The organism is Chryseobacterium carnipullorum (assembly GCF_003815695.1).
Classification (GTDB): Bacteria; Bacteroidota; Bacteroidia; order Flavobacteriales; family Weeksellaceae; genus Chryseobacterium; species Chryseobacterium carnipullorum.
In genome coordinates this window covers 2,733,775-2,759,851 of record NZ_CP033920.1, presented here as the reverse complement: position 1 = coordinate 2,759,851, position 26,077 = coordinate 2,733,775, and the positions used below count along the sequence as shown (strand labels likewise).

Here is a 26,077-nt window from a genome sequence, read left to right as displayed (position 1 = left end):
TTTACAATTTTGGAGATTCTCCGGCTTCTAAACCTTCATGTGTGGGTTGCTCTTTATACATTTCCTCGGAACTTACAAGTGGATTGATTTGCTGCTGCACATCCTGATCAGCATTTTTAAAATTCTGTGCACTACCTTCCGTTCTCTGCCCATGGTCTATGATTTCAATACATGGGGTTCCGGCAATGGCACAGATGGCCTTGCTGGTTTCCAGAATGATATATCCTCCGTTATTAAGCTGAACCTTTTCATAAAAATCTTTCCACTCGGTCACCATGATTTTGCACGGTGGTGGCGGTACTCCCATTTTGGTACAGTTGCCGAATGTATTCTTCTCAAAGGTAGCCGCTCCTATTTCCTTCGTGGTCACAATTAGTTTTTGTGAAGCATTTTTATCATTAGCGTATTCTTTCTGGTGCGAGAGCACTTTAATCTTGTCCGGAAGCTGTCCGAACTGGCATTTGCACATGGCACCCTGCACTACAATATGTTTTTCTGCCATAACTACAATTCTTTATTTGAAACAACGAGTCTGGTTAAATATTGATTTCCAAATTCGAGACGGACAAAAGAGGAATTCATTTTAAAAGTAACAACGGTTAATGCTCTGGCTGAATTTTCATCGGTGTCTACCGTTGTCTGATAAAGCTGTGCATTGTACCGTGCAAACTTCTGCTTACACTCAGAGGGTGAGCTTTCGTTGAATACTAAACCAAATGGCAATCCTGAAACGCTGTCCTCTCCGTAATACTGAATGGCGTAGTACTCTTCTCCTCCATTCATATTGGCATAAATCATATTAAAATCTTCAAAATCCCAGTTGGAATATTTCCCGCCTTTACAGTCTTTGCATTCCAATTCACTTGGACCGGTCTGTAAAAGTTTTGTGAAAGTTCCTGAGGTAGCAGGTAATGTGATAAATTGTTTTTTACCAAATAGACTTTGTAATTTTTTAGATACGGTCTTTTTTTGAGTGGTTTTTGCTTCAAAGGCGGCAACCTGAGCCGTTGCCTGTGCTTCGGTTTCCTCGTCTGTGAACGAAGCGTCAACAGCTGCCAGATCATTTGAATGTTCTGCAGGCTTGTGGTTTAATAGAAATTCTTTGATCTCTTTCTCAAGTTTCCCTGTGGATTTGGTCAGCTTTGTATCCACTTCTTTTTTAGACCAGCTGTCCGGCACTACTTTTTCAAGAAAAACGGTGATTTTCGTGCTTTTTGAAGAGACCTTTTTCATATTGACGTTCCAAACTGCCTGTTGGATAAACTGTTTAGATTTGGCTCCGGTTTTCAGTGCTAAATCCAGATAAGGATTTTTTTGGCTTCCTTCATATTTGAGATCATAGAGCTCGACAGTCGTTGAGAAGTCGGTGTCTGATGCCGCTGCGGCTTTAGCTTCGTCTCTTGTAAAATCATTTTTAAAATTAAAAATGGAATTCTGTAAGGTCTGGATGTCTTTCGGTATATTAAACTCCACTTTTTGCCCGAAATACAGGCTAAAGCTTAATAGAAAGGTCAGTATGGATAATTTGTGATTGGTTTTCATTTTCATTTAGTTACGTTTTTTCTATTACTCTGTCAGAGCCGCAATGACTACTGCTATTTTCTTTTCTTTTTCAAGGTCTATACTGCATTCCAAATACAATGATTCGGGCAGTAACGTTTCTCCGTTCAGATAATATGCCAATTTGAAATTTCCCTCATGGTTCATTACCGGATGTTCTTCAATAATCAGGGAAAAAGGAGCTCCATTCATAAAATCATAGACGGTTCTTTCATCGTTTAAGATTCCTTCCCCTTGGATATTAACCAGGTCATATTCATCTTTCAACGGATCAATCTCCAGTTTTACTTCATACTTCGGTTCCACAGAATTATTGACAATAGGGAAACTTTCTGCTGTACTGGTTTCATAATGAGGTCCGAACTGATGATAGATCCCGAAAAACAATGTTCTGATGAAATAGTCATTTTTTAGATAAAGACTCATGGCTTCAGGTTCGTTGATTACTTTTTCTATTTTTTCACAGTAGCGGTCGACCGTTTCTCCTTCAAACTCTTGATAAACCTCCTGCTTTACTCCGGGCCATCTTTCTTTAAACACTGAAAGATTTTCTACCGCATTAAATTTTCCCTGTTCATCTGCACTGATGTGCAGGGGATACAAAACTTTGGACGTTTTAAAGGCGAGCAGATCGGCTATTTCGTTAACTTCTTCTTCATTCAGATAAAGACCGGAGGTTCTGTCTATTTCAAAAAAATGCAGTTGATTTTCTGTTTTCAGCCAGCGTACAGACATTTCATATTTCAGTTCATTTGTATGATCATTGTTTTCAATATTTACACTGATTCCGTATCTGCTGAAAGAGTTTTGCGGCTGAAAAACCAGACTGTTTCCCCTACCGAATCTGACCAGTTTATTTTTATCCGTCACGGAGGTTCTGGGAATAAACAGCTCCTTCTGACCGGTAAGATCAATCAGGATCATGTCCTTTACGTCGCACTGGTTATTATGAAATAGTTTTAAAGCATCGGTATCTAAGTGGTACAGCGATGCTATACTTTTCAGGCTTTCTCCTTTCTGAACGGTATGTATGTTAAATTTCTGCATAAAATGATCAGGCATTCCTGTTCTCTGTCGTGGTATTTTATTTCATGTTCTTTAGACAATCGCTGACAGTATTACTATTCAATTGGTAATTCTGTTCTTTTTATTTTTCGTGAAAAATGGTGACTGTCCATTCTGTTTACTGTCAGAATCTATTCATAGATCCGGAATTAATGGAGGACTCTCACTCTGTCTGATGTAGGATCCATTCCTATTCCCTCTCTTCTGGCAGACCAGTGCAGATATTCATTTCTAAGTCTTCTCAGGTCATCCTGTTCTTTCATTTCTTTCTGATAGTCTGCATATTTCTGTTCCGGTATTGATGTCCCGCCGTACGCGGTTTCCACGTCCTTATATCTTTTAAAAACATATTGTTTCCCATCTGCCATGGCGTACGATCTCAGCCTGTCTTTTACTCTTATCAGTAAAGGATCTTCTGAAATGGAATATGTCTCATCAGTAAGTTTTTTTATGGTCAGGGGAACTGTCTTCTGAACACCATACTCCGCCATAAAATGTAAGGGCACAAAGCTGTATCTTTTTACGAGTTTACGGCTGCCTTTTAACGCCAGATAAAATCCGGGGGTAATGGTAAGCTGATCTTCTTTGTACCAGGCATCTGCTATAAGCTGGCTTCTCAAGGCTTTTAATTTCGCGCTGGTAGTCCATGATGTTTCAATTTCCTCCCAGGTCTCTGTTCCGTCTTCATAAGCTCCTCCCACATCACAGTGTACACCGGGGAATATTTTTTCTATACCTACATGCACATTGGTAAGGTCAAAATTTTCTCTATGTTCATTTTCTGCTACAAAATGGATTACGGTCTGTGCTCTTCCGATATCATTCAGACTAAGCTCTTCCACATCATTGTGAAAGTTCGGCATGGCAGAAAAGTTTTTTGAATAAGAGGACACGGTATCGTAAATACCCAGAAATCTTATTTTGATTACATCGACTGTAATTCCGGCTTCCTGTAGTTTCAGTCCCAGATGTCCCCATTTCGGAAGTTCATCGCCTTCCACTGTGGTGCCATCGCTGTCATACCTCGAGGTTACAGTCATCCCTTGATGTGAAACTGTAGTGGTGGTTGCTTTGTATTTTGATTTTCCTATTTCATGAACGAAATTACGGGCTGCTGCCGCACCACGGCTGAAACCGAAAACGTCAAAAGTCAGTACTGCAATCTTATCCGCTTTTTTGGCGTTCTTGATATTTTTAACCTTTTTGACAATCTCTTCACATCCTTTCCTCACTTTGCCCCGGATACCGGTGGCTCCCGTTCCGAAGGCATAGCCCAGCATGGAATCTTTCTCTTTATCTTCAGTTCCTATCCCTTCGATGTAAATACCAAAATTTTTATCGTAATTGTCCCACAAACGCGCTACGTTGCTCCAGTCGTTATTATAACTGTTATTATCTGTGGGTGAACCTCCGTTTTTTTTGTATTCGGGAGTTTCGCGTCTTCTTTCGATGGTATTGGTTTTATTATTCAAAGTTCCATCGAAAAACATCCCAAGAGTAATGTCTAAAACTTCCTCTTTGGTTATTTCCGGTGTATAATCTCCAAATTTATTATTGTGCATCGTTTTTATTTTAGTTTTAATGACAGAATAACAATAAAATATAGTAATAAGGCTAAACTAACAGCCCATGCCATTATATTTTCAACAGCCCATTTTCTGTTTTTCCTGTACAGATAAAAAATGATTGCGGCCAAAACAGCTTCATACAAAATGATGTATCCGATACAGAATACCGGGCTGTACAGATCTCCCAAATTATATCCCCCTCCTCCTATCGATCCTCCTGCTGTATCATATAAAAACCACGCAACAATTGCTGCTACGGGAATGAACAAAAACAATAGGTTATAGGTAAGGGTTTTATAATTCATATATCTGGATATCTTTAGTCTATTTTACGTGACCATCTGATCTTTGCTTTTGTAACAGGCAATTCTTCGGTTTCGCTTTTCAATGATAATAAGGCGCTTGTATTCTCTGCATTGACTTTGATGGTAAAATCGATGTTCTTTTCTTTCCCCAGTTTTTGAAACAATTGAAAAATTTCTTTCTCATCAAAAGAATCTATCCATACGCCATATCTGTTCTTATTTTGATCTCTCCAGTAAAAACCGCAGAATTTCGGAACAGCCCGTTTTTTATAGGTATCTGAGGTTAAACTTTCGCCGAAAAGGTTTTCCTGCTCTCCGTTATAATTCGTGAGACCGAAATCGATCCATTCGCTTCCTTCCGGAAGGATCACTGAAGGTTTCCAGCTATATCTTTCTCTGTATACATCATAGATTCCTGGATCAGGATAGCCTTCTTTCTCTATTTTAGCTCTGATTTCAGGTTTAAATGTTTCGTAAGAAGGATCTTTAAGCATCCTTTCTGCAAAACCTTCCTTCAGCATATATTTTGCATTATCGTATGCTTTTTCTTTGGTAATAAGGGTATCATGAGCCTGAAAAACGCCTACTTCTTTTTGATTGCCCGGTCCGTTGATCCATAAAACCACGCGTCCTTTTGGAGCAAGTCCTACAATAAAATTAGTATACGTTGTTTTCTTACCGTTGTCCTGATCTATAAATCCTTTCGCAAAAAGATCTTTTATTTTTCCATGATCAAGATCCCATTTTCCGGTATAAAATTTATTTTCTACCAGAGAGTACCAGGTAAATTCAAGTTTTTTGGGAATGCCCATTTGTCTGGTTTCTACACTCATGGTCCCTCCTTCGTTTCCCCAGCCTGTATTCTGCGTTCCCCAGATTGCATCGAAGCCGTAGGTAAAGTCATCGGCAATAATGGCGCCTTCGTAAATTTCCATAGGATATTCCTGAGGTGCAGAGAGGGTTCCTAGCCAGCTGTATTTTTCTTCCATTTTTTTATTTTGACAATTGATTAATGAGAAACTACTAACAATAAAAAGAATCAGAATTCTTAATTTATTTGTTTCCATGGGACATTATTTTCTTATTACTTGCCAAAACAAGGTTGTTTTTCTGAGCTTCCACATTAATTTTCTGTGCAATTTTTTCAACCTTTTTGCCTACACTCAAATGATAAGAGTCGGTGACTTTTATCTGTATATTTTTAGCTGTTTTGATGATCGCCATATCAGAAAAGTTTTGATTTTTCAGCACTGTTGAATTCTACAATTTTTCCGCTCTGCATGGTCATGTTTTCCAGCTCGCTGAACATAGAGATCTCTCCGGCTATTTCATTAGAGGTTTCAGACTGTCTTTTGAATTCCTTTTCTACCATTTCTGTTCTGGTATCCGAAGATTCTCTGATATCTCCAGAGGCCGTCTGAACAATATCTTTTCCGGCTGTAGAAATGATACTGTCATTGGCAGAACTGTTGATTCCTTCTCCTGCACTGATTGAAATTTCTTTTCCTGCAGTAATGTTGATATTATCTCCGGCATTCAGCGTGAAATTCTTTGGTGCCTTCATACTGATATTTCCGGCTCCATCCATAAAATAGATGTTTCCGCTGGGATCCATGATTTTTACGCTTCCCTCTTCGTCATTCATCAAAATCCTGATTCCGCTTCTGGTCTGAATGGACTTCATATGGTTGTTGATGCCACCGCCTAAACCGATTCCTCCGTGGAACATTCCTCCCATTACAAAAGGTCTGTCGGGGTGACTGTGAACAAAATTCACCATCACCTGGTCTCCTACTTCCGGAATGGCCACATATCCTCTGTTTTGCGTGATCTGATCGGTTCCTCCTGCATCAGGGCTCATCATTCTTATAAAATGGGTGGTATCGCTGGTCTGCCAGTCGAACTGCACCTGGATCCTTCCCTGTCCTTCCGGATCTGTATTGGATATTACCACTGCGGTCTGAGGTTCAGCTTTTGGAATTTTGTATTCCGGTCTTGGAAGAAATCCTGTATCTGCTGCTATTCCTACAAAACTACCCTTGTAATGCCCTATCGTATCGATCTCATGTTCGGCTTCTGTAATCATTATTCTGGTAAAATAGGAAGTTTCATTCGAATCTGGTTTCCGCATCTGAACATCGGCTACACATCCCGGATGAAGGAAAGGAACCGTGGTATTTCCTGAAATAGAAAAAACGTTCACAGCCTCACTTCCTGAAGCACTTTTTTGTGAGTATTCAACGTCAAGGTGCGTGGATGCCTTGATAGGCGCTACCTGAAGTGCCGGTGTTTTGTAAATATTATTATTGTGATCGTAGGCTGTTTTGGCAATGTCACTTACATGCTGAATTGGCGTAGCTCCTGAAGTAAGTTTTTCATTCTTGTTACTGTTGTACCCGTAGAACTGTGGTTTGGTATGTACTGCTTTCAGCTCCACTTTAATATCATTGGCGCTGCTTCCGTAGGTAAGGGTAATCGGTTTGTTCTGAGGCGGTAATTTTCCAAAATGCAGAACTTCTCCGTCATAATAGAACTGTTCGCCATAGGCTTCAGCCATTCTCGCCAAATAATTGTAGTGCGTCTCGTCGTACTGACTGCTGTAAATAATCTGTGAAAAATTATTGGCATCAACCCTGATATCAAAACGGCCCTTATCAATTCCCTGCTTGATAACTTCTTCAGCAATGATTCCCATATTCACAGGCTGAGCTCCTCCAAAACTCTGGATATGGGCTGCACCATCCAGCAGAATGGTAGGACTGCATCCGGTAAGGACGATATTTCCAAGACTCATTTTTTCCTGACTGAAGGCCACCCCGGTAATAATTCCTACAAAGGTTCTTTCAGGGCTGTTCTCTATATCTTTATAGGCAATGACCGCTGTAAGACGTTTGCCTAGAAATTTATTGGCATCTTCCAGAGAATGGGTCTGGCGGTCTCCCAAAGTATCATGAGCCAGGGTAAGGGTGAATTCATGATGGCGCTGGGTACTCTGTTTAAGTTTAAAATGCTTATAAAACTTGATAATCTTTCCTTCTATGACTAAGGAAAGCTTTACCAGACGGTTGATGCCGATATGATGATTTTCGGACACTCCGTCTGCATTCTGTGCAGGACGAAAAATCGCTCCCTTTGATTTTTCAGGTATACTAGACATATTTTATAAAGTGATTTGTGTGTGTTTAAAAAAATTGTTTACATTATTCATCCAATCGGGAATTTTTGAAAATAAACAAAGATTCCTTGTCAGAAAATAGCATTCACAACAGGTAAAAAAAGACCGTCTTGAGGGACAGTCTCTTGGTATTTTGTACTACTCCAGACCTAGCTTAATGGCCAGAATCCGTCATATAGTGAATTTCCGTACGTTATGCTTTCTGCGCTTATCACAAAGCTTACCAGCATATTATTACTATCGATGGCATCAAAATCCATTTCATGCTGGATGACATATCCGTTTTCCCATTTCAGGGTAATCAGTGTTCCTTCTTCATGAGATTTATTAAAAGTAACTTCACCACTTGTAGGCTTATATCTGCCATTGACTAAACTTTCCAGAATATCAGACTTTTCAGTAGCTTCGATGGTTATTTTTATCAAAGCATTTGACGGATCAGAAGCGACACGTCCTGAAACATCTGTAGATCTTGATACACTGTAATTAAGTTTTAATAGCTTTTGTCCTTCACCTCCATTGAATTTTAAGATTCCTCTTGAATTTCCTGCCATATTCTTACATTTTAATCATTAATGATTATTCTTTTCATAAATTTTGTCTAACAAAGATAGACTTCATGCTCTAATCTAAAAAGTTTTTGTGCAACAGATTCATATTTTGTAGTAATTCTACGACTTTTTTTCTCTTGATATGGATTAAAGATTAAAAAAACACATAATCATTAAATCGTTTTTCTCAATGAGCATGAATGTAAAAGTGTTTATAATAATAAGATACCATCATCATGACAAGATTTACGGCAATCATGATCAGGAGAATCTTACTGTACTTTCTTTTTTTATCTACAAAACTCAGGCCTAAGGTAAAAAGAAAGATCAACACGGTATAAACAGCAGGATACAGATGAAAAGCTTCTGAAAATTTCCCTTCAAAAACAAGCACAATAGCCCTCTGGGCTCCACATCCCAAACATTCAATTCCGAGAAATTTCTTGCTGGGACAGGTTAACATAAAGTCTTCAATCTTCATTTTTGATTTTTATGATGAAATTTTCGCCCTTGTATACTGATGGGGAAAAAAGCAGTCTTTCTTCATTTCAAATGATCCCTGAACAGCCATATACGGGTTTCTCAAAATCGCTCTTGCGACAAATATAAGGTCGGCATCTCCTTTCTGCAAAATTTCTTCAGCCTGGTCTGTTGTGGTGATCAATCCCACCGCTCCTGTTTTTACCCCTCCTTCATTTCTTACCTGAGATGAAAAGGGAACCTGATAACCGTCAAATACAGATATTTTTGCTCCATGAATATTCCCTCCACTTGAAACATCTACCAGATCTACGGAATGTTCTTTTAAAACTTTGGCCAGTTCTACACTGTCATTGATGTCCCATCCGTTTTCAGCGTATTCTGTTCCTGAAATCCTTACAAAAAGGGCTGTATTTTCATCCAGTACTTCGTTTACCGCATCTACAATCTCCAGCAGAAACCTGATCCTGTTTTCAAAACTTCCACCATATTCATCTGTCCGGATATTGGAGAGTGGGGATAAAAACTGATGAACCAAATAGCCATGAGCTCCATGAATTTCTATAACATCAAAACCCGCTTTGACCGCTCTTTTTGCAGCTTCTTTAAAATTTTCTACCTGTTCCCTGATTTCTTCAACAGTGAGAACATGCGGAATTCTCTCAGACGGATGATAGGGAACAGCACTTGGAGCCACCGTTTCCCAGCCTTCTTCAAGTGGAATCTGCAAATTATTCCAGGTGGAACCTTTTCTGCCTGCATGGGCAAGCTGGATGCCAATTTTACTTTCTGAACGGGAATGAACAAAACCGACGATTTTCTTCAACGCTTCTGCCTGCTCGTCATTCCAGATTCCCATACAGTGATTGGTAATTCTTCCTCTGGGTTCTACTCCTGTAGCTTCTACCATGATGAGACCTGTTCCGCCTTGGGCACGGCTTCCGTAGTGTACAAAATGAAAATCATTTGCGATACCGTTTTCGCAAGAATACATACACATGGGAGACATTACCCATCTGTTTTTTAGCTCTATATTTCTGAATTGTATTGAAGTGTATATCATTTTATTTTTTTGAATTTCAATTTAATGCTGAACAAAAAAAACATTGTCCACCTGATGAAAAAGAAGTAAATTTAGCCCCCCTTTTTAGTCTGACTAATATATGAAAAAAGACATACAGATCAGTTACGAGCACTTTAAAAACAGCAGTGAACTGAATGAAATAGAAAAAACTCTATTTAAGAGAGCGATACAAGCCCGTGAAAATGCTTATGCGCCTTATTCTAATTTCCTGGTAGGATGTTCCGTTTTGTTGGAAAACGGCGAAATTTATTCGGGAAACAATCAGGAAAACGCAGCTTATCCGTCAGGATTGTGTGCAGAAAGAACCACTTTGTTCTGGGTAGCAGCCAACTTTCCGGACGTAAAAGTAAAGAAGATCTTTGTCGTGGGAGGTCCTAAGGAATTCCATGAGAAAAATCCTCCGATTCCACCTTGCGGAGCCTGCCGGCAGAGTTTAATAGAATATGAAACGAAGCAGAATGAGAATATAGATCTTTATTTTTCAAGCATGAATGATGAGGTGGTTAAGGTATCATCCATTAAAGATCTGCTGCCTTTTTATTTTGATTCTACATTTTTGTAGAGGAGAAAAGTGAATGGAAAGTAGTCAATGGTGAATTTTGCTTTGCAGATAAAGGATGAATTTTTCTTACCAATCATCATTGCCTTTTCACGATGAGGTATTTTACTTTCAAAAATTATGTCAATGATGAATTCTGCTTTGCAGGTGAATGGTTACGTTTAAATACAAACATCAATACTTCTCTGCTTAGTTGTGCAGAGCAAAGTTGACGATTCGGGATTGATTTTTCTGTCTTTTTGTGCAATAGATTTAAAAAGTTATCTTTGCAAAAATTTTGGTTTCCAGCATATTGGAAATAATAGGGAATTGGGTGAAATGCCCAAACTGTCCCCGCAACTGTAAATCGCTATAAAAGTTTCTGCAAAAAACCACTGTTCATACGGGAAGGTGCAGAATGCGAAAGTCAGGAGACCTGCCAAAATTGTAACTAAAAAACACATTACTTTCGGAGGAAAAGTAAAATAGTATGGATATAAAAAGATCTTTAGTACTGCTTTGTTCGTCTTATGGCAGCTTTCTTTTGGGACAGGAGAAGGCGGTAGACACCATTTATATTTTTGACAACCAGATGAATAAAGTAAAGCTTTTTCATCCGGTACGCACCATTAACCCAAAAGATGTTGAGAAAAACTCAACGAACCTTTCTGAACTTTTACGGTATCAGTCTTCTATTTACATCAAGGAAAATGGCCGTGGTGCTGTTTCGTCGCCGTCGTTCCGTGGAACAACTGCGCAGCAGACGGCTTTTGTATGGAATGGAATCAACATTAACTCCAGTTTTTTAGGACAGGGCGATGTTAATAATATTCCATTGTTCGGATATGATCAGATTGAGGTAAAGGCTGGCGGCGGAAGTGTGGTTTACGGCAGTGGTGCTGTTGGAGGAAGCATTCATTTAAACAATATTTTAGATTTCAACAGAGGATTTAAAGCTTCTGTGTTTTCGGAAGCTGCTTCTTTTGATACGTATAATAATTTTGCACAGGCTTCTTTCAGTAATGATAAGCTAAGTGTTAAAGTTTCAGGAAGCTACGTCACGAGTCAGAATGACTATAAAGTTCCTGAGTTTGTTGTAGGAAATACAGGATTCAATAACGTTAACGGAAGGTATTACAATACTTCAGTGAATATTGGAGCTTCTTATAAAATTGCTGATCAGCAGACGATTTCGTGGCAGAATCAAATCTTCGATGCATCACAGCACTATCCTATTTTTGAGGATAACGGCAACAGAACAAAATATAAAGCGCAGACTTTGAGGAGTCTGATCGCATGGGATATTCAAAAAAATAATCTTTCGAACAGCTTAAAAGCAGCGTACACGGAAGATAATTTCCAGTATTTTTCGAGTCTTAATCTTCCTAAAGCCAGTGGTGCAGAGGGAAAGAATTACATTTTCAAAAATGACTTCAACTATTTCATCACTCCAAAAATCAACATTAATGCTATTGGAGAATTTCAGGTAAATAAAGGAGAAGGATATGAATCCGGAATTGGAAGTATCAGTAGAAATGTAGGTTCGCTGGCTGGTTTGATCCGGTATTTTGCTACAAAAGATCTTCGTTTTGAAGCAGGAATCAAGAAAGACTTTGTGGAGAACATTTCTTCTCCTCTTCTTTATTCTTTTTCAGGAAAGTGGAATGCGCTTCGCTGGTATCATGTTGGGGCAAACTTTTCTAGAAACTTCAGATTCCCTTCGTTTAATGATCTCTACTGGCAGCCGGGAGGAAATCTAGATTTACTTCCAGAAACTTCTACGAATATCGATATGGACCATGAATTCAGTTTTGGAGATTTTAAGATCACCTTAAGTCCTTATTATATGGACATCAAAAATCTTATTAACTGGCTTCCTACGCCTTTAGGATACTGGGCTCCATTCAATACGGCAAGGGTAGAATCTTACGGTTTTGAATCGCAGGTTACCTGGAATAAAAAATTGGGCAAACATTCTGTGAAACTTGATGCAGGGTATACTTATTCAAAATCAGTGAATAAAGACACCCAACTGCAGCGGATGTATGTTCCCCTGCATAAAGCGGTGGGAAATATAGAGTACGGATATTCTTTCCTAAGCGTCTATGCTCAAGGGCTTTTCAACGGTCTTACCTATACGACTACCGATCAGCAAAGATCTACTGCCATTGATCCTTATTTTATCTTAAATACAGGGATTTCTGCGGCTATTTTCAAGAAATACACTTTAGGATTCAAAGTGAACAATGTTACCAATACGGTGTATCAGACGGTATCTTTGTATCCTATGCCGAAGAGGAACTACAGTGTGTACGCAACGATTAATTTTTAAACTTAAAAATATTATGAAACTGAACAAATTTTTACATTTTCTTTTTGCTTTTACCCTTCTCTTGGGCATTGTATCGTGTAACAGTGATAACAATGATGAGCCGGAAATATTCTACGGCAATGGTTTTTTGATCGCTAATGAAGGTACCTTTGGAAAGCCTGAAGGTGACGTAACGTTTGTAAGTGCAGACCTGAACCTTAAACAGGACAATGTTTTCTCCCTTAATAACGGAGGAGCGAAATTAGGGGATGTTTTACAAATGATTGCATTCAATGGTGACAACGCGTATCTTCTGTTGAATAATTCCAATAAGATCCAGGTGGCAAACCGATATAATTTTAAAGCGGGTGGCCAAATCACAGCTGAACTTAATAATCCACGTTATATGGCTTTTGCCAACAATAATATTTATGTAACGAATGATAAATATGGAGGTGATAAGTTTGTGAGCATTTATAAGATCTCTGACGGTTCTTTCATTAAGAAAATTCCTTTTACAGATGCTGCTGAAAGAATTGTAGAAGCCGGAAACAATATCTTTGTACAGAATGCATCATTCGGTTTTGGAAATAAGATTTCTTATATCAATACTTCTACAAATGAGGTTCAGTCTACCATTACTTTACCTAACGTCAATATCAATAAGATCATTTCAAACAACCAAAACGTGTATGCTATTGCTGCCGGAACTGCTGATTCTTATATCTATCAGATTTCAAGCACAGGAAACCTTACAAAGACAACGACTTTAACAGGTATTGCGAATGCTAAAAACCTTGAAATTTCGAATGGTAAATTTTACTTTACCTCAGGGAAAAATGTATACACCATGGATATGAGTGCTACAACAGCTCCTACTTCACCACTATTTACAGTAGCAAACAGTGTTGACGCCTATTCTGCTTTATATGGATTCAGTGTAATTAACGACAAAATTTTCACTTCTGATTCAAATGGATTTACCCAGGCTAGTAAAATTGTAGTTTATAATACTTCAGGAGCTATCATCAGAGCATTTACTACGGGAATAGGGTCTAATTCAGTGTATCCAAACTAAGACATTAATACTTCGGTATTATTTATAAATTTTATTTTTTTTCATCATTTGTGTTTTTTTTCAGGCCGCTTCTTCGAAGCGGCCTGATTTTGTTTTCACTGATAAAAAAAGCTTCGGCGGGATTTATCCCGCCGAAGCCTTTTTATTAAGTCTTAATTTAGTTATACTTTAATCCCAATTTTTCAGCTTCAGCGATCACAAATTTCTCGGCTTCTTCCTTATCATTCAGGATCTCTCCTTCAAGTATGGCTTCTTTTACTTTCTCTTTCAGGATTCCAATTTCTTTTCCGGGTTTAAGATTAAACATCTTCATAATTTCTTCTCCGGTAATTGGCGGCTGAAAATTACGTACCTGATCCTTTTCCTCTACTTCTTTGACCTTCACCGCTACATATTCGAAATTCTTTTTGAATCTTTCCTGCTTTTTAGAGTTTTTGGTAGTAATATCTGCTTTACAAAGGGTAAAAAGATCTTCCAGATTTTCTCCGGCATCAAACAAGAGTCTTCTCAATGCAGAATCTGAGGCATCATCCGTGATCAGAGCAATGGGTCGTGATGAAAGTTTTACCATTTTCTGAACGTACTTCATATCACTTCCCAGCGGCTGTTTCAGTCTGTGGAAAAGAGTCTTTACCATCTTTGAGCCTAGAAACTCATGGCCATGGAAAGTCCATCCTGTACCTTCAACAAATTTTTTGGTTGGAGCTTTACCTACATCATGCAATAATGCTGACCAGCGAAGCCAAAGATTATCTGTATTTTCAGAAATATTGTCTACTACTTCCAAAGTGTGGTAGAAATTATCTTTATGAGTCTGTCCTTCTACTTCTTCTACTCCTTTCAGTTCTATAAGCTCGGGAATGATTAATTTTAAAAGACCAGTTTCCTCCATTAATCCTAGACCTACAGAAGGTTTTTTGGACATCATGATCTTATTGAACTCTACCATGATCCTTTCCATAGAAACAATCTTGATTCTTTCTGCTTCCTGCTTAATGGCGTTCAAAGATTTCTCTTCGATCACAAAATTCAATGTAGAGGCAAAACGAACCGCTCTCATCATCCTCAACGGATCATCGGAATAGGTTTGTGCGGGTTCCAAAGGTGTTCTTAAAATTCCTTTTTCCAGATCTTCAACTCCATTAAAGGGATCGATCAATGCTCCGAAATTAGCCTTATTTAAAGAAATTGCCATCGCATTGATGGTGAAATCTCTTCTTTTCTGGTCGTCTTCCAAAGTTCCACCTTCAACTTCAGGTTTTCTGCTGTTCTCGGTGTAGCTTTCTTTTCTGGCACCTACAAATTCCAGCTCAAGATCCTTATATTTGATCATCGCTGTTCCGTATGTTTTAAAGACTGAAACTTTCAATTTAGGGTCAAGGTCCTTTGCTACAGTTTCAGCCAGCTCAATGCCGCTTTGTTCAGTCACAAAATCGATATCGGTAGATGCTGTTCTCTTCATCAGAAGATCACGGACATATCCACCGACAATATAGACGGACTGGTTATTTTTTTCTGCCGCATCAGCAATGATCTTGAATAGTTTTAAATTTTTATTTTGGGTAAGATTAATTTTCATCGTTAATAAATAGATCGTCTTTTCTAGCAATGTCTTTTTCCATTAATCATAATGGGCATACATCTTATTAATTTTTCCTTCATCATCAAAAAACATGACTTCTACGGCATATTTATCCATAATAGATTTATAATACAAAGCCACTGAATTTACTCCTGCTGTTGATTTGATAAGTTCAAAATTCAAATCAGGGAATTTTTCCAATGCTTTTTTCCAATATTCCCATACATCATTTTTTCCCTTCAAAGTATTTTCTTTTCCTCCTGTAGCCAAAGTAATCATGGGTGTAGTCACCTCGATATCATCAGCATAATGGAATAGTATTTTATCCAGATCATGAGAATTCCAGGCATTAATCCATTCTTCAGCAAAATTTTCATGGTTCATAGCACGTCTTTTATGAATTGAATAATGCAAAGATAGAAATTTAAAAAAAGAAATCCTGCCAATATATGTTGACAAGATTTTAAATTGAGTGAATTACATAGAATTTTATTCACGAAGAACCTTAATCCTGTTATCATTCCATATTTTTATCACTGAAGAACCTGAATATTTTGAAACTTTCTCTCTATCATCTTCTGCAGCATAATCCACCAGTTTAACGATTTCCGGTGAAATATCCGAAAATTTCAGAGGACTTTTGTCACCACTGAAATTGGCAGACGTAGAAACTAAGGGTCTGTTTAATTTTGTAATCAGCTTTCTGCAGAAATCTGTTTTTATCATTCTGATACCAATGCTACCGTCTTCAGCAAGTAGTTCCTTGGGAAGTCCACGCGGATTTTCATAAACAATCGTTACAGGTTTTTCGCTAAGATCCATAATTTCCCATGCCATTTCCGGAACATCCACCAGATCCTGAAGTCTCTTTTCAGATTCCACAAGAATGATCATGGATTTATTTTTTTCTCTTTTTTTGATGTCAAAGATCTTATTGACTGCTTCTATATTGGTAGCATCACATCCAATTCCCCAGATCGTATCTGTAGGATAAAGAATTGTTCCGCCGGATTTTAGTATTTCAATAATATTTTCCATAATTCAACAGGGCATGAAACCCGTGTATAAAGGTAAAAAAACAAGATGCTTCAGCCAAAAAATAGAGTGTTAAAATGTTGTGTTTTGATGAATATTTTATGTTGTGTAAAAAATACACTTTGTATTTAGCTTATCAATGATGAATGATGAATGATTTGTGCGGTGGTCTATTCCCTCTCTTATCTCTTATCTCTTATCTCTTATCTCTTGTCTCTTGTCTATTATCTTTTGTCACCTTTGGAGTATATCACAAAAAAAAGTCTCATACAAATAAATGTATGAGACTTTTAAATAAAAACTGGCGGCGGCCTACTCTCCCGCTTTCGCAGTACCATCGGCGCTGGTGGGCTTAACTTCTGTGTTCGGAATGGGAACAGGTGAGCCCCACCGCTAAAACCACCCTAAAGGCTTTATATAAGACGTGAGATTTGTAGACCTGAGACTCGAGACTTTATGTCTCTTATCTACTATCTTTATATCTCTTGTCTGGTTTATCGATAAAAACACTCACAAAGACAAAACCTTTACTGCGCATATAAAACTTGTTATACAGTAACCATAGGCTATAAATCTACGGGTAATTAGTACTACTCGGCTATGACATTACTGCCTTTACACCTATAGCCTATCAACGTCGTCATCTCCAACGACCCTTAAAAGATGTCTCATCTTGAGGCGAGTTTCGCACTTATATGCTTTCAGTGCTTATCTCTTCCAAACGTAGCTACTCAGCGGTGCTCCTGGCGGAACAACTGATACACCAGAGGTTTGTTCAATTCGGTCCTCTCGTACTAGAATCAAGCCCTCTCAAACATCTAACGCCCGCAATAGATAGAGACCGAACTGTCTCACGACGTTCTGAACCCAGCTCGCGTGCCACTTTAATGGGCGAACAGCCCAACCCTTGGGACCTTCTCCAGCCCCAGGATGTGACGAGCCGACATCGAGGTGCCGAACCTCCCCGTCGATGTGAGCTCTTGGGGGAGACTAGCCTGTTATCCCCGGAGTACCTTTTATCCTATGAGCGATGGCCCTTCCATACGGAACCACCGGATCACTATGTCCTGCTTTCGCACCTGATCGACTTGTTGGTCTCACAGTCAAGCACCCTTATGCCATTACACTCTACGCACGGTTACCAAGCGTGCTGAGGGTACCTTTGAAAGCCTCCGTTACTCTTTTGGAGGCGACCACCCCAGTCAAACTACCCACCACGCAATGTCCTTCTAAAAGAAGTTAGGCTCCAAGTAAGTAAAGGGTGGTATTTCAACGTTGGCTCCACGAACACTAGCGTGCCCGCTTCAAAGCCTCCCACCTATCCTACACATTACTTACTCAAAGTCAATACGAAGTTATAGTAAAGGTTCACAGGGTCTTTTCGTCCCATTGCGGGTACTCGGCATCTTCACCGAGACTACAATTTCACAGAGCTCATGGTTGAGACAGTGCCCAGATCGTTACACCATTCGTGCAGGTCGGAACTTACCCGACAAGGAATTTCGCTACCTTAGGACCGTTATAGTTACGGCCGCCGTTTACTGGGGCTTCAGTCAAACGCTTCGCTTACGCTAACGCCCTTCCTTAACCTTCCAGCACCGGGCAGGTGTCAGACCCTATACTGCATCTTTCGATTTTGCAGAGTCCTGTGTTTTTGATAAACAGTCGCCTGGGCCTTTTTACTGCGGCCACCATTGCTGATGGCGTCTCTTCTCCCGAAGTTACGAGACTATTTTGCCTAGTTCCTTAACCATGATTCACTCTAGCACCTTAGGATTCTCTCCTCGACTACCTGTGTCGGTTTTGGTACGGGTTGCTTCACTTCGGCTTTTCTTGGAAGCACTTTCCCTACAACAACTTCGCCCGAAGGCTAGGTCTTGACTATTCCGTCAGTCTCCAGTAAGTACGGCACTCCGTCCCCTTTTTAGTGTGAGCAAGTATGGGAATATTAACCCATTGTCCATCCACTACCCCTTTCGGGTTCGCGTTAGGTCCCGACTAACCCTCAGCTGATTAGCATGGCTGAGGAAACCTTAGTCTTTCGGTGAGCGGGTTTCTCGCCCGCTTTATCGTTACTTATGCCTACATTTTCTTTTCTGTACGCTCCACAATACCTCACGATACTGCTTCGGTGCAAACAGAATGCTCTCCTACCAGATATACCCAAAAGGTATAAATCCATAGCTTCGGTACTCTATTTATGCCCGATTATTATCCATGCCGGACCGCTCGACTAGTGAGCTGTTACGCACTCTTTAAATGAATGGCTGCTTCCAAGCCAACATCCTAGCTGTCAATGCAGTCCAACCGCGTTGCTTCAACTTAATAGAGATTTGGGGACCTTAGCTGTTGGTCTGGGTTCTTTCCCTCTCGGACATGGACCTTAGCACCCATGCCCTCACTGCCGTAGAACATTTATTAGCATTCGGAGTTTGTCAGGAATTGGTAGGCGATGAAACCCCCGCATCCAATCAGTAGCTCTACCTCTAATAAACTTATATACGACGCTGCACCTAAATGCATTTCGGAGAGTACGAGCTATCTCCCAGTTTGATTGGCCTTTCACCCCTACCCACAGGTCATCCGAAGACTTTTCAACGTCAACCGGTTCGGTCCTCCACTCTGTGTTACCAGAGCTTCAACCTGCCCATGGGTAGATCACAAGGTTTCGCGTCTAATCCTGCTAACTAAGCGCCCTATTCAGACTCGCTTTCGCTCCGGCTCCGGACCTGAAGTCCTTAACCTCGCTAGCAAAATTAACTCGTAGGCTCATTATGCAAAAGGCACGCCGTCACCCAACTTGTGGGCTCCGACCGCTTGTAGGCGTACGGTTTCAGGTTCTATTTCACCCTTCTATTCGAAGTGCTTTTCACCTTTCCTTCACAGTACTTGTTCACTATCGGTCTTTCAGGAGTATTTAGCCTTGGAGGATGGTCCCCCCATATTCAGACAGGATTTCACGTGTCCCGCCCTACTCATTTATCATCAAAATATGCCTTTCATATACGGGGCTATCACCCTCTATGGCTGTTCTTTCCAGAACATTCTATTAAACATATAAAGACTTTTGGGCTAATCCGCTTTCGCTCGCCGCTACTTACGGAATCTCTTCGATTTCTTTTCCTCAGGGTACTTAGATGTTTCAGTTCTCCTGGTTTGCTCTCTAATTAATTAGAGTGACATGTCTTCAACATGCCGGGTTGCCCCATTCGGACATCTGCGGATCAATTCGTGTGTGCCAATCCCCGCAGCTTTTCGCAGCTTACCGCGTCCTTCTTCGCCTCTGAAAGCCTAGGCATCCGCCATACGCCCTTAACGATTTCTTTCCTATTTTTGGTTACTCAAGCGCTTATATGCGCTCGGTTTTTTCTTTGTGATATTTTTACCGTTAATGTCAATGATCTTAATGTCTTTTCTTCTGTCTGATGAACGAATATTGTTTTTTGGCTCTATCCGTAACTTTTAAATCAAACTTCCAAAACTGTGGAGAATAAGGGAGTCGAACCCTTGACCTCCTGCGTGCAAGGCAGGCGCTCTAGCCAGCTGAGCTAATTCCCCCTCTAGTAGACTAAGAGAGTCAAGATGCTAGATTAAAGATTTACATCTTGGCTCTTGCCTCTTTCATCTTCCCGTCTTATAATTAGTAGTCTCGGGCAGGCTCGAACTGCCGACCTCTACATTATCAGTGTAGCGCTCTAACCAGCTGAGCTACGAGACTGTCTTTTAGACTAACAGTCCTAGATCCTAGATACAAGACTTTTGCATTCGTCTTGGTTCTTGGCTCTCGGCTCTTGTATCTCTATCCCTATACTAATTTCTAGTGGGTTGTGTATTTTTATAATATATAGCAACCAAATAAAAAACTAAAGCTTTACTTTAAGCAGAATCAATGTACATTGCTGTACTAATTTTGTTTAACGTCTTTAAGACGCTCTAAAATGAGATGTTCCAGCCGCACCTTCCGGTACGGCTACCTTGTTACGACTTAGCCCTAGTTACCTGTTTTACCCTAGGCAGCTCCTGTTACGGTCACCGACTTCAGGTACCCCAGACTTCCATGGCTTGACGGGCGGTGTGTACAAGGCCCGGGAACGTATTCACCGCGCCATGGCTGATGCGCGATTACTAGCGATTCCAGCTTCATAGAGTCGAGTTGCAGACTCCAATCCGAACTGAGACCAGCTTTCGAGATTTGCATCACATCGCTGTGTAGCTGCCCTCTGTACTGGCCATTGTATTACGTGTGTGGCCCAAGGCGTAAGGGCCGTGATGATTTGACGTCATCCCCACCTTCCTCTCTACTTGCGTAGGCAGTCTCACTAGAGTCCCCAACTGAATGATGGCAACTAGTGACAGGGGTTGCGCTCGTTGCAGGACTTAACCTAACACCTCACGGCACGAGCTGACGACAACCATGCAGCACCTTGAAAATTGTCCGAAGAAAAGTCTATTTCTAAACCTGTCAATTCCCATTTAAGCCTTGGTAAGGTTCCTCGCGTATCATCGAATTAAACCACATAATCCACCGCTTGTGCGGGCCCCCGTCAATTCCTTTGAGTTTCATTCTTGCGAACGTACTCCCCAGGTGGCTAACTTATCACTTTCGCTTAGTCTCTGAATCCGAAAACCCAAAAACGAGTTAGCATCGTTTACGGCGTGGACTACCAGGGTATCTAATCCTGTTCGCTCCCCACGCTTTCGTCCATCAGCGTCAGTTGTTGCTTAGTAACCTGCCTTCGCAATTGGTGTTCTAAGTAATATCTATGCATTTCACCGCTACACTACTTATTCCAGCTACTTCAACAACACTCAAGACTTGCAGTATCAATGGCAGTTTCACAGTTGAGCTGTGAGATTTCACCACTGACTTACAAATCAGCCTACGGACCCTTTAAACCCAATAAATCCGGATAACGCTTGCACCCTCCGTATTACCGCGGCTGCTGGCACGGAGTTAGCCGGTGCTTATTCGTATAGTACCTTCAGCTACTCTCACGAGAGTAGGTTTATCCCTATACAAAAGAAGTTTACAACCCATAGGGCCGTCGTCCTTCACGCGGGATGGCTGGATCAGGCTCTCACCCATTGTCCAATATTCCTCACTGCTGCCTCCCGTAGGAGTCTGGTCCGTGTCTCAGTACCAGTGTGGGGGATCACCCTCTCAGGCCCCCTAAGGATCGTTGACTTGGTAGGCCGTTACCCTACCAACTATCTAATCCTGCGCGTGCCCATCTTTATCCACCGTAGTTTTCAATATCAAATGATGCCATATGATATATTATGGGGTATTAATCTTCCTTTCGAAAGGCTATCCCCCTGATAAAGGCAGGTTGCACACGTGTTCCGCACCCGTGCGCCGCTCTCAGTATCCCGAAGGAAACCTACCGCTCGGCTTGCATGTGTTAGGCCTCCCGCTAGCGTTCATCCTGAGCCAGGATCAAACTCTCCATTGTATGTTTTTCCTGACCCACTCAAAGTTTTTTTTACGCTTTAGTTTTTTTTCTTACTTGGTTGTATATTGTATGTCAATGATCTTTTTTCTTTCCGCAAAACATAGAGAAGCTTTTCTGTCGTTCTGTTCCCTATTTGCGGTTGCAAAAGTAATTATTTATTTCTAAATGACAAAATATTTTCCAAAGAAAATTTGAAGTTTTTTAAGTAACCTTAACTCCCTGACAAACATCCGTCCTTACTGCTTCTGCGCTCCGTTTAACCGGACTGCAAAGATACTAAAATTTTTAAATCCCACAACTTTTATTTCTAAAAATTAATCAGATCATTTTCTAGCTCCTATAAAGCATTTTCATAAATAGTATCGCTTACCTAAAAGCTCTTCTGTGCTACTAATCAACTCTCGTTTTTCAGTGGGGCAAAGATAACAACTTATTAACACGCAAAACAAACTTATTTAACATAAAATTCATCATCCCGTCATATTAATGCATAAACAACTGGCAGGCAGAGAGAAAAATTTAAACTTATGTTTAGTTTTAAAGTCTATTTGAATACAAAGTGCAGCCCTATTGTTTATTTTGTACATAGATAAGGCTTAAAAAGTCAGCATAGGACTTCTTCAATCTATAAAGAAGAGAATATAATCTTCGAAGATTTGAATACAGAAGTACTTTTAACTACATATGTTATGTATTCTGAAACTTTACTGATAAAGGAGATTTCTATAACGAAAAATAGAGAATGGCTGATCTTTCAACGTAGAATCAAAAGATTATTAAATTAGCGCCTACAAAAGTTTGAAAAGCTCTTTTACTTTTAATGAAGTATTCCTATATATATGTATAAAGGCAAATACGTAATTTTTGATTGGAGAATTTAAAACTGAAAATGAAAGAATATTAAAATTTCATGAGAATGAATTTAGTTATAATATTAATCATTAATACAATAATGCTTACTCATAGTCATCTCTATCAAACTATTTCAATCCTGGTAAATATCTTTCTTCAATAATGCTCAGGTGATGATAATTGTGTCCCACTATCAATTTTCCGATCGTTTCTACAGTCAGTTGGTTTCCGTTGGCCCTACCTATATTTTTTAAAACAGATGGCTCCAGAGTTTCAAGTAATATTTGTGAAGACCTTCTTATCAGTTTATATTCATCAAGCAAAGATTCTAAAGATCGGTTATTGGCAAAAGAAGTCGCAGCATAATTTTCTTCATCGAAGCCGGGTAATTCAGCCTTCTCCCCTCTTGCAAAAGCCAGAATTCTGTATTGAAATATTCTTTCAGTATCAGATAAATGTAGCAAAAGTTCTTTTAGTGTCCATTTTCCTTCTGCGTAGGCAAAAATAGATTGTTGTTCGGAAATGGCAGAATATATCTCCACCGTTTTTTCCCCAGATCTTTTTAATTCTCCTATCCAGTCTTCAGAAGGGATCTGATCAAGGTATCTTTGTATGTATTTTTGAAAATCAGACATATTTTTTGAGTTATTACGTTATTAGTGATGAATGAAAAATCAGTGGTGATGGTTTAGAAAAGATGATTGAACTATCCTATTAACAATTCACATTCTAATTCTTCATTTTTAATTTATTTTGTTTGTCCATTCATAAAAATTCACTGAATCATACCGTTCAAAGCCGCAAGCAGGATATAATTGATTTCCTACGTCATTGTTTTTTCCTGTTTCCAGAAGGATTCCACAAGCGTCTGATAATCTGCAAAGTTCTTTTGCTTCTTCAATCAATTCTTTGGAATATCCCTTCCCTCTATAGTTTTCGTTGACATAAAGATCATTCAATAACCAATAGCGCTGCATTCTTGTGGATGAGAATATAGGATAGAGCTGGACAAATCCTGTCAGTTTTCCCGCTTCCTCTGCAACAAAAACTTCAGAGTCTCTCTTCTCGAGTCTTTCTTTAAGAAAATTTTCCGCAGAAGGGATATCAGACTCTTTGTGATAAAAAATCCTGTATTGGTCAAATAATTCCGCTAATTGACTTATATCTTCGAAAGTAGCTTTTCTGGTATTCTTCATATTGATTATAAATGATGATCGTAGCTCAATACTTGTTTCATTTTCCATTGCTTATCTTCAAGAATCCACAAAATGGTAAATTTTGCACGGCTTCCCTGATTCCATTTTCCATTTGAAAATTCAAAAAAATCATGTTCGCCTTCTTCTATGAAAGCATACAAAACATTATTATTGTGCAAAGGATAAACTTTCATACTATTCGGAACAAGATCACGTCTTACTTTATTAGGTCCTCCACATATATTATTTTTAATGGAAGCAGTAAAAGCTTTCTCTCCGGAAGTAATTCCTCCTTTATCGTGGTAAAACTCCAGGTCGTCGCTTACTATAGATTTATAATGAGAAAGATCACATTTATTAAATCCTATATCAAAGATCAGGCTGTCCAGCTTTTTAGCTGTTTTGTATAATTCATCGGTAGTTTTTACCTGGGAATATACGATCTGACTAAAAAAACTTAAGATTAAAAAGAATTGAATCTTTCTCATTATATTATATTTTAAAGTATTAAGAAAAAGCTTTCTCAAGATCTGCAATAAGATCTTCTGCATCTTCGATCCCAACGCTTAAACGAACAAGATCATCTGTAATACCTAATTCCTCTCGTTTATCAGCAGGAATAGAAGCATGGGTCATCAATGCGGGATGATTGGCTAAAGATTCTACTCCTCCTAAAGATTCTGCTAAAGTGAAAACTCTTACTTTTTCCAAGAATTTAACTGCGTCTTCTTTTTTGCCTGATTTAAAAGTAAAAGAAACCATTCCTCCCGGCTCTCTCATTTGAGATTTTGCCAGTTCGTACTGAGGATGAGATTCCAGTCCAGGGTAAATCACTCGGTCAACTGCCGGATGCGTTTCAAGATATTTAGCTACTGCAAGTCCGTTATCAGAATGACGCTGCATTCTTAATGCTAAAGTTTTGATTCCTCTTAAAACCAGATAAGAATCGTGAGGTCCTAAAATACCACCACTTGCAAACTGAATGAAGTGAAGTTTTTCTCCCAGTTCAGCATCTTTTGCGATCAATGCTCCGGCAATGACATCTGAATGTCCGCCTAAGTATTTTGTAGCTGAGTGCATCACGATATCTGCTCCCAGATCAATAGGTCTTTGAATATAAGGTGTTGCAAAAGTATTATCTACAGCCACTAAAATATCTTTTCCTTTTGCCATTTCCACTACCGCTTTGATGTCTACCAGTTTCATCAAAGGATTCGTAGGAGTTTCTACCCAGATCAGTTTGGTTTTGTCTGTGATGACATCAGCAATTTTAGAAACATCATCAAAATTCACGAAATTAAATTTCAGCTGATATTTTTCAAAAAGTCTTGTAAACATTCTGTATGTACCCCCGTAAAGATCATCTACAGCAACGACCTCATCACCAGGGTTCAGTAATTTTAACACACAGTCGATAGCTGCCAGTCCTGAACCGAAAGCAAGACCTCTTGCTCCATTCTCAATGCTTGCCAAAGAGTCTTCCAATGCCTGTCTTGTAGGATTGGCTGCTCTTGAATATTCGTATCCGGAATGTACACCCGGACTTTTCTGTGCAAATGTAGAAGTTAAAAATACAGGAACATTTACAGAACCTGTTGCAGACTCGTGATGCTGCCCTCCGTGAATAACTTTTGTATTAAAATTCATAATATTTTTATTTTTATAAGCCTGCCATAAAAAAGTCAAGGCTTTTTGAAACGTTGTCCGATTTTCTTTTTACTTCCAGCTTTCCGTTAAAAGCGTACGCTGCAGCTTCTATCTCTTCCGGAATCTTCTCAGGAACAGTCGTTGTGTAAGAAACCAGATAGTCACTGTTTTCATATTGATCTTTCCCTGTTTCTTTCAGTTCTTCAAACTTTCCATTGATTTTGAGAATGATTTTTTTCAGAGAATGATCTATATAAGCAATATCTGAGCCGTTTCCTTTAATGAAATCATCCATACCAGGAACAAGCTCCATGATCGATTCTCCTTCCATGTCATGAGGATGAAGGCTTCCCTTTACCATCGCTGCAGGAATTTCCTTTTCTTTGAATAAAGAAACATCGAGATCTGCATTTTCAGAAATTTTCTCCGTCCCGGAAACTTCTCTATTTTCAGAAGCAGGAAGTTTTTCTGTCCTGACAACAGAGTCTCCCGTTTTTGTTTCTTTGAGTTCGTCTTTTTTACTGCATGCGGCAAGCAATACCGCTGTACTGATGAGTAAAAGTGCTTTTTTCATATTATTTTGTGATTGGTGCGGAG

Annotated in this window: 22 protein-coding genes, 2 tRNA genes, 3 rRNA genes and 1 riboswitch; of the genes, 3 read left to right on the top strand and 24 right to left on the bottom strand. The window is 39.5% G+C overall.

The genetic code is table 11. From position 1 onward, the window contains the following. Nucleotide 1: 1 nt before the first annotated feature. The 11 genes from EG346_RS12595 to namA all read right to left on the bottom strand — a co-directional run bounded on the left by EG346_RS12595 (nucleotide 2) and on the right by namA (nucleotide 9,767). Nucleotides 2–502, bottom strand: a complete 501-nt coding sequence (locus EG346_RS12595) for a DUF4280 domain-containing protein (protein WP_073333266.1) — start codon at nucleotides 500–502, stop codon at nucleotides 2–4. A 2-nt stretch (nucleotides 503–504) separates the two neighbouring features. Next, nucleotides 505–1,548, bottom strand: a complete 1,044-nt coding sequence (locus EG346_RS12590) for a hypothetical protein (RefSeq protein WP_123879031.1) — start codon at nucleotides 1,546–1,548, stop codon at nucleotides 505–507. 18 nt (nucleotides 1,549–1,566) lie between these two features. Beyond that, the gene (locus EG346_RS12585) at nucleotides 1,567–2,607 is read right to left on the bottom strand and encodes a LysM peptidoglycan-binding domain-containing protein (protein ID WP_123879029.1); all 1,041 of its coding nucleotides are present in this window, start codon (nucleotides 2,605–2,607) and stop codon (nucleotides 1,567–1,569) included. A 167-nt stretch (nucleotides 2,608–2,774) separates the two neighbouring features. Continuing rightward, entirely contained in the window at nucleotides 2,775–4,187 is a 1,413-nt protein-coding gene (locus EG346_RS12580) for a T6SS phospholipase effector Tle1-like catalytic domain-containing protein (protein WP_123879027.1), read from the bottom strand. Nucleotides 4,188–4,192: 5 nt separating this feature from the next. Further along, nucleotides 4,193–4,498: a hypothetical protein gene (locus EG346_RS12575; RefSeq protein ID WP_073333278.1), complete on the bottom strand. Its 306-nt coding sequence runs from the start codon at nucleotides 4,496–4,498 to the stop codon at nucleotides 4,193–4,195. A gap of 14 nt (nucleotides 4,499–4,512) precedes the next feature. Then, entirely contained in the window at nucleotides 4,513–5,487 is a 975-nt protein-coding gene (locus tag EG346_RS12570; RefSeq protein ID WP_228429323.1) for a DUF2931 family protein, read from the bottom strand. Between the two features lie 64 nt (nucleotides 5,488–5,551). Then, nucleotides 5,552–5,722: a hypothetical protein gene (locus EG346_RS24820; RefSeq protein ID WP_155859170.1), complete on the bottom strand. Its 171-nt coding sequence runs from the start codon at nucleotides 5,720–5,722 to the stop codon at nucleotides 5,552–5,554. A 1-nt stretch (nucleotide 5,723) separates the two neighbouring features. Beyond that, complete coding sequence (locus tag EG346_RS12565; protein ID WP_123879023.1) at nucleotides 5,724–7,655, bottom strand: type VI secretion system Vgr family protein; 1,932 nt, start codon at nucleotides 7,653–7,655, stop codon at nucleotides 5,724–5,726. Between the two features lie 167 nt (nucleotides 7,656–7,822). Further along, nucleotides 7,823–8,227, bottom strand: a complete 405-nt coding sequence (gene tssD / locus EG346_RS12560; RefSeq protein ID WP_123879021.1) for a type VI secretion system tube protein TssD — start codon at nucleotides 8,225–8,227, stop codon at nucleotides 7,823–7,825. 184 nt (nucleotides 8,228–8,411) lie between these two features. Continuing rightward, on the bottom strand, nucleotides 8,412–8,705 hold the full coding sequence (locus EG346_RS12555) for a DUF2752 domain-containing protein (RefSeq protein ID WP_123879019.1): 294 nt from the start codon (nucleotides 8,703–8,705) through the stop codon (nucleotides 8,412–8,414). A 9-nt stretch (nucleotides 8,706–8,714) separates the two neighbouring features. Then, nucleotides 8,715–9,767 carry an NADPH dehydrogenase NamA gene (gene namA, locus EG346_RS12550; protein ID WP_123879017.1) on the bottom strand — a complete coding sequence of 351 codons (1,053 nt, stop codon included), beginning with the start codon at nucleotides 9,765–9,767 and terminating at the stop codon, nucleotides 8,715–8,717. Between the two features lie 100 nt (nucleotides 9,768–9,867). Between namA and EG346_RS12545 the strand changes: the two genes are divergently transcribed. The 3 genes from EG346_RS12545 to EG346_RS12535 all read left to right on the top strand — a co-directional run bounded on the left by EG346_RS12545 (nucleotide 9,868) and on the right by EG346_RS12535 (nucleotide 13,715). Beyond that, nucleotides 9,868–10,350 (top strand): cytidine deaminase, encoded by a 483-nt coding sequence (locus tag EG346_RS12545; RefSeq protein WP_073333294.1) that lies wholly within the window; start codon nucleotides 9,868–9,870, stop codon nucleotides 10,348–10,350. A gap of 258 nt (nucleotides 10,351–10,608) precedes the next feature. Next, nucleotides 10,609–10,784: riboswitch (cobalamin riboswitch) on the top strand. A 32-nt stretch (nucleotides 10,785–10,816) separates the two neighbouring features. Beyond that, nucleotides 10,817–12,658, top strand: a complete 1,842-nt coding sequence (locus EG346_RS12540) for a TonB-dependent receptor plug domain-containing protein (protein ID WP_123879015.1) — start codon at nucleotides 10,817–10,819, stop codon at nucleotides 12,656–12,658. Nucleotides 12,659–12,671: 13 nt separating this feature from the next. Then, nucleotides 12,672–13,715 (top strand): YncE family protein, encoded by a 1,044-nt coding sequence (locus EG346_RS12535; RefSeq protein WP_123879013.1) that lies wholly within the window; start codon nucleotides 12,672–12,674, stop codon nucleotides 13,713–13,715. 157 nt (nucleotides 13,716–13,872) lie between these two features. On the opposite strand, the gene EG346_RS12530 is transcribed toward EG346_RS12535, so the two are convergent. The 13 genes from EG346_RS12530 to EG346_RS12470 form a co-directional block, all read right to left on the bottom strand. Next, nucleotides 13,873–15,294, bottom strand: a complete 1,422-nt coding sequence (locus EG346_RS12530) for a CCA tRNA nucleotidyltransferase (RefSeq protein ID WP_123879011.1) — start codon at nucleotides 15,292–15,294, stop codon at nucleotides 13,873–13,875. Nucleotides 15,295–15,336: 42 nt separating this feature from the next. Continuing rightward, nucleotides 15,337–15,681, bottom strand: coding sequence for a nuclear transport factor 2 family protein (locus EG346_RS12525; protein WP_073333305.1), 345 nt, complete (start codon nucleotides 15,679–15,681; stop codon nucleotides 15,337–15,339). Between the two features lie 105 nt (nucleotides 15,682–15,786). Continuing rightward, entirely contained in the window at nucleotides 15,787–16,335 is a 549-nt protein-coding gene (locus EG346_RS12520) for an L-threonylcarbamoyladenylate synthase (RefSeq protein WP_123879009.1), read from the bottom strand. Between the two features lie 296 nt (nucleotides 16,336–16,631). Continuing rightward, nucleotides 16,632–16,739, bottom strand: a 5S ribosomal RNA gene (gene rrf / locus EG346_RS12515). Between the two features lie 157 nt (nucleotides 16,740–16,896). Beyond that, nucleotides 16,897–19,658 (bottom strand): 23S ribosomal RNA (locus tag EG346_RS12510). 158 nt (nucleotides 19,659–19,816) lie between these two features. Continuing rightward, a tRNA-Ala gene (locus tag EG346_RS12505) sits at nucleotides 19,817–19,890 on the bottom strand. 86 nt (nucleotides 19,891–19,976) lie between these two features. Further along, nucleotides 19,977–20,050 (bottom strand) — tRNA-Ile (locus tag EG346_RS12500). 218 nt (nucleotides 20,051–20,268) lie between these two features. Next, nucleotides 20,269–21,785, bottom strand: a 16S ribosomal RNA gene (locus EG346_RS12495). Together the 16S, 23S and 5S rRNA genes with 2 tRNA genes alongside form the textbook arrangement of a ribosomal RNA operon. A 980-nt stretch (nucleotides 21,786–22,765) precedes the next feature. Next, on the bottom strand, nucleotides 22,766–23,272 hold the full coding sequence (locus EG346_RS12490; RefSeq protein WP_123879007.1) for a DinB family protein: 507 nt from the start codon (nucleotides 23,270–23,272) through the stop codon (nucleotides 22,766–22,768). Between the two features lie 108 nt (nucleotides 23,273–23,380). Continuing rightward, nucleotides 23,381–23,833 carry a GNAT family N-acetyltransferase gene (locus tag EG346_RS12485; protein ID WP_123879005.1) on the bottom strand — a complete coding sequence of 151 codons (453 nt, stop codon included), beginning with the start codon at nucleotides 23,831–23,833 and terminating at the stop codon, nucleotides 23,381–23,383. Between the two features lie 5 nt (nucleotides 23,834–23,838). Further along, entirely contained in the window at nucleotides 23,839–24,321 is a 483-nt protein-coding gene (locus EG346_RS12480) for a nuclear transport factor 2 family protein (RefSeq protein ID WP_073336239.1), read from the bottom strand. Nucleotides 24,322–24,340: 19 nt separating this feature from the next. Continuing rightward, entirely contained in the window at nucleotides 24,341–25,483 is a 1,143-nt protein-coding gene (locus tag EG346_RS12475) for a cystathionine gamma-synthase (RefSeq protein ID WP_262511649.1), read from the bottom strand. 10 nt (nucleotides 25,484–25,493) lie between these two features. Further along, nucleotides 25,494–26,054, bottom strand: coding sequence for a hypothetical protein (locus EG346_RS12470; protein WP_123879001.1), 561 nt, complete (start codon nucleotides 26,052–26,054; stop codon nucleotides 25,494–25,496). Nucleotides 26,055–26,077: the final 23 nt, after the last annotated feature.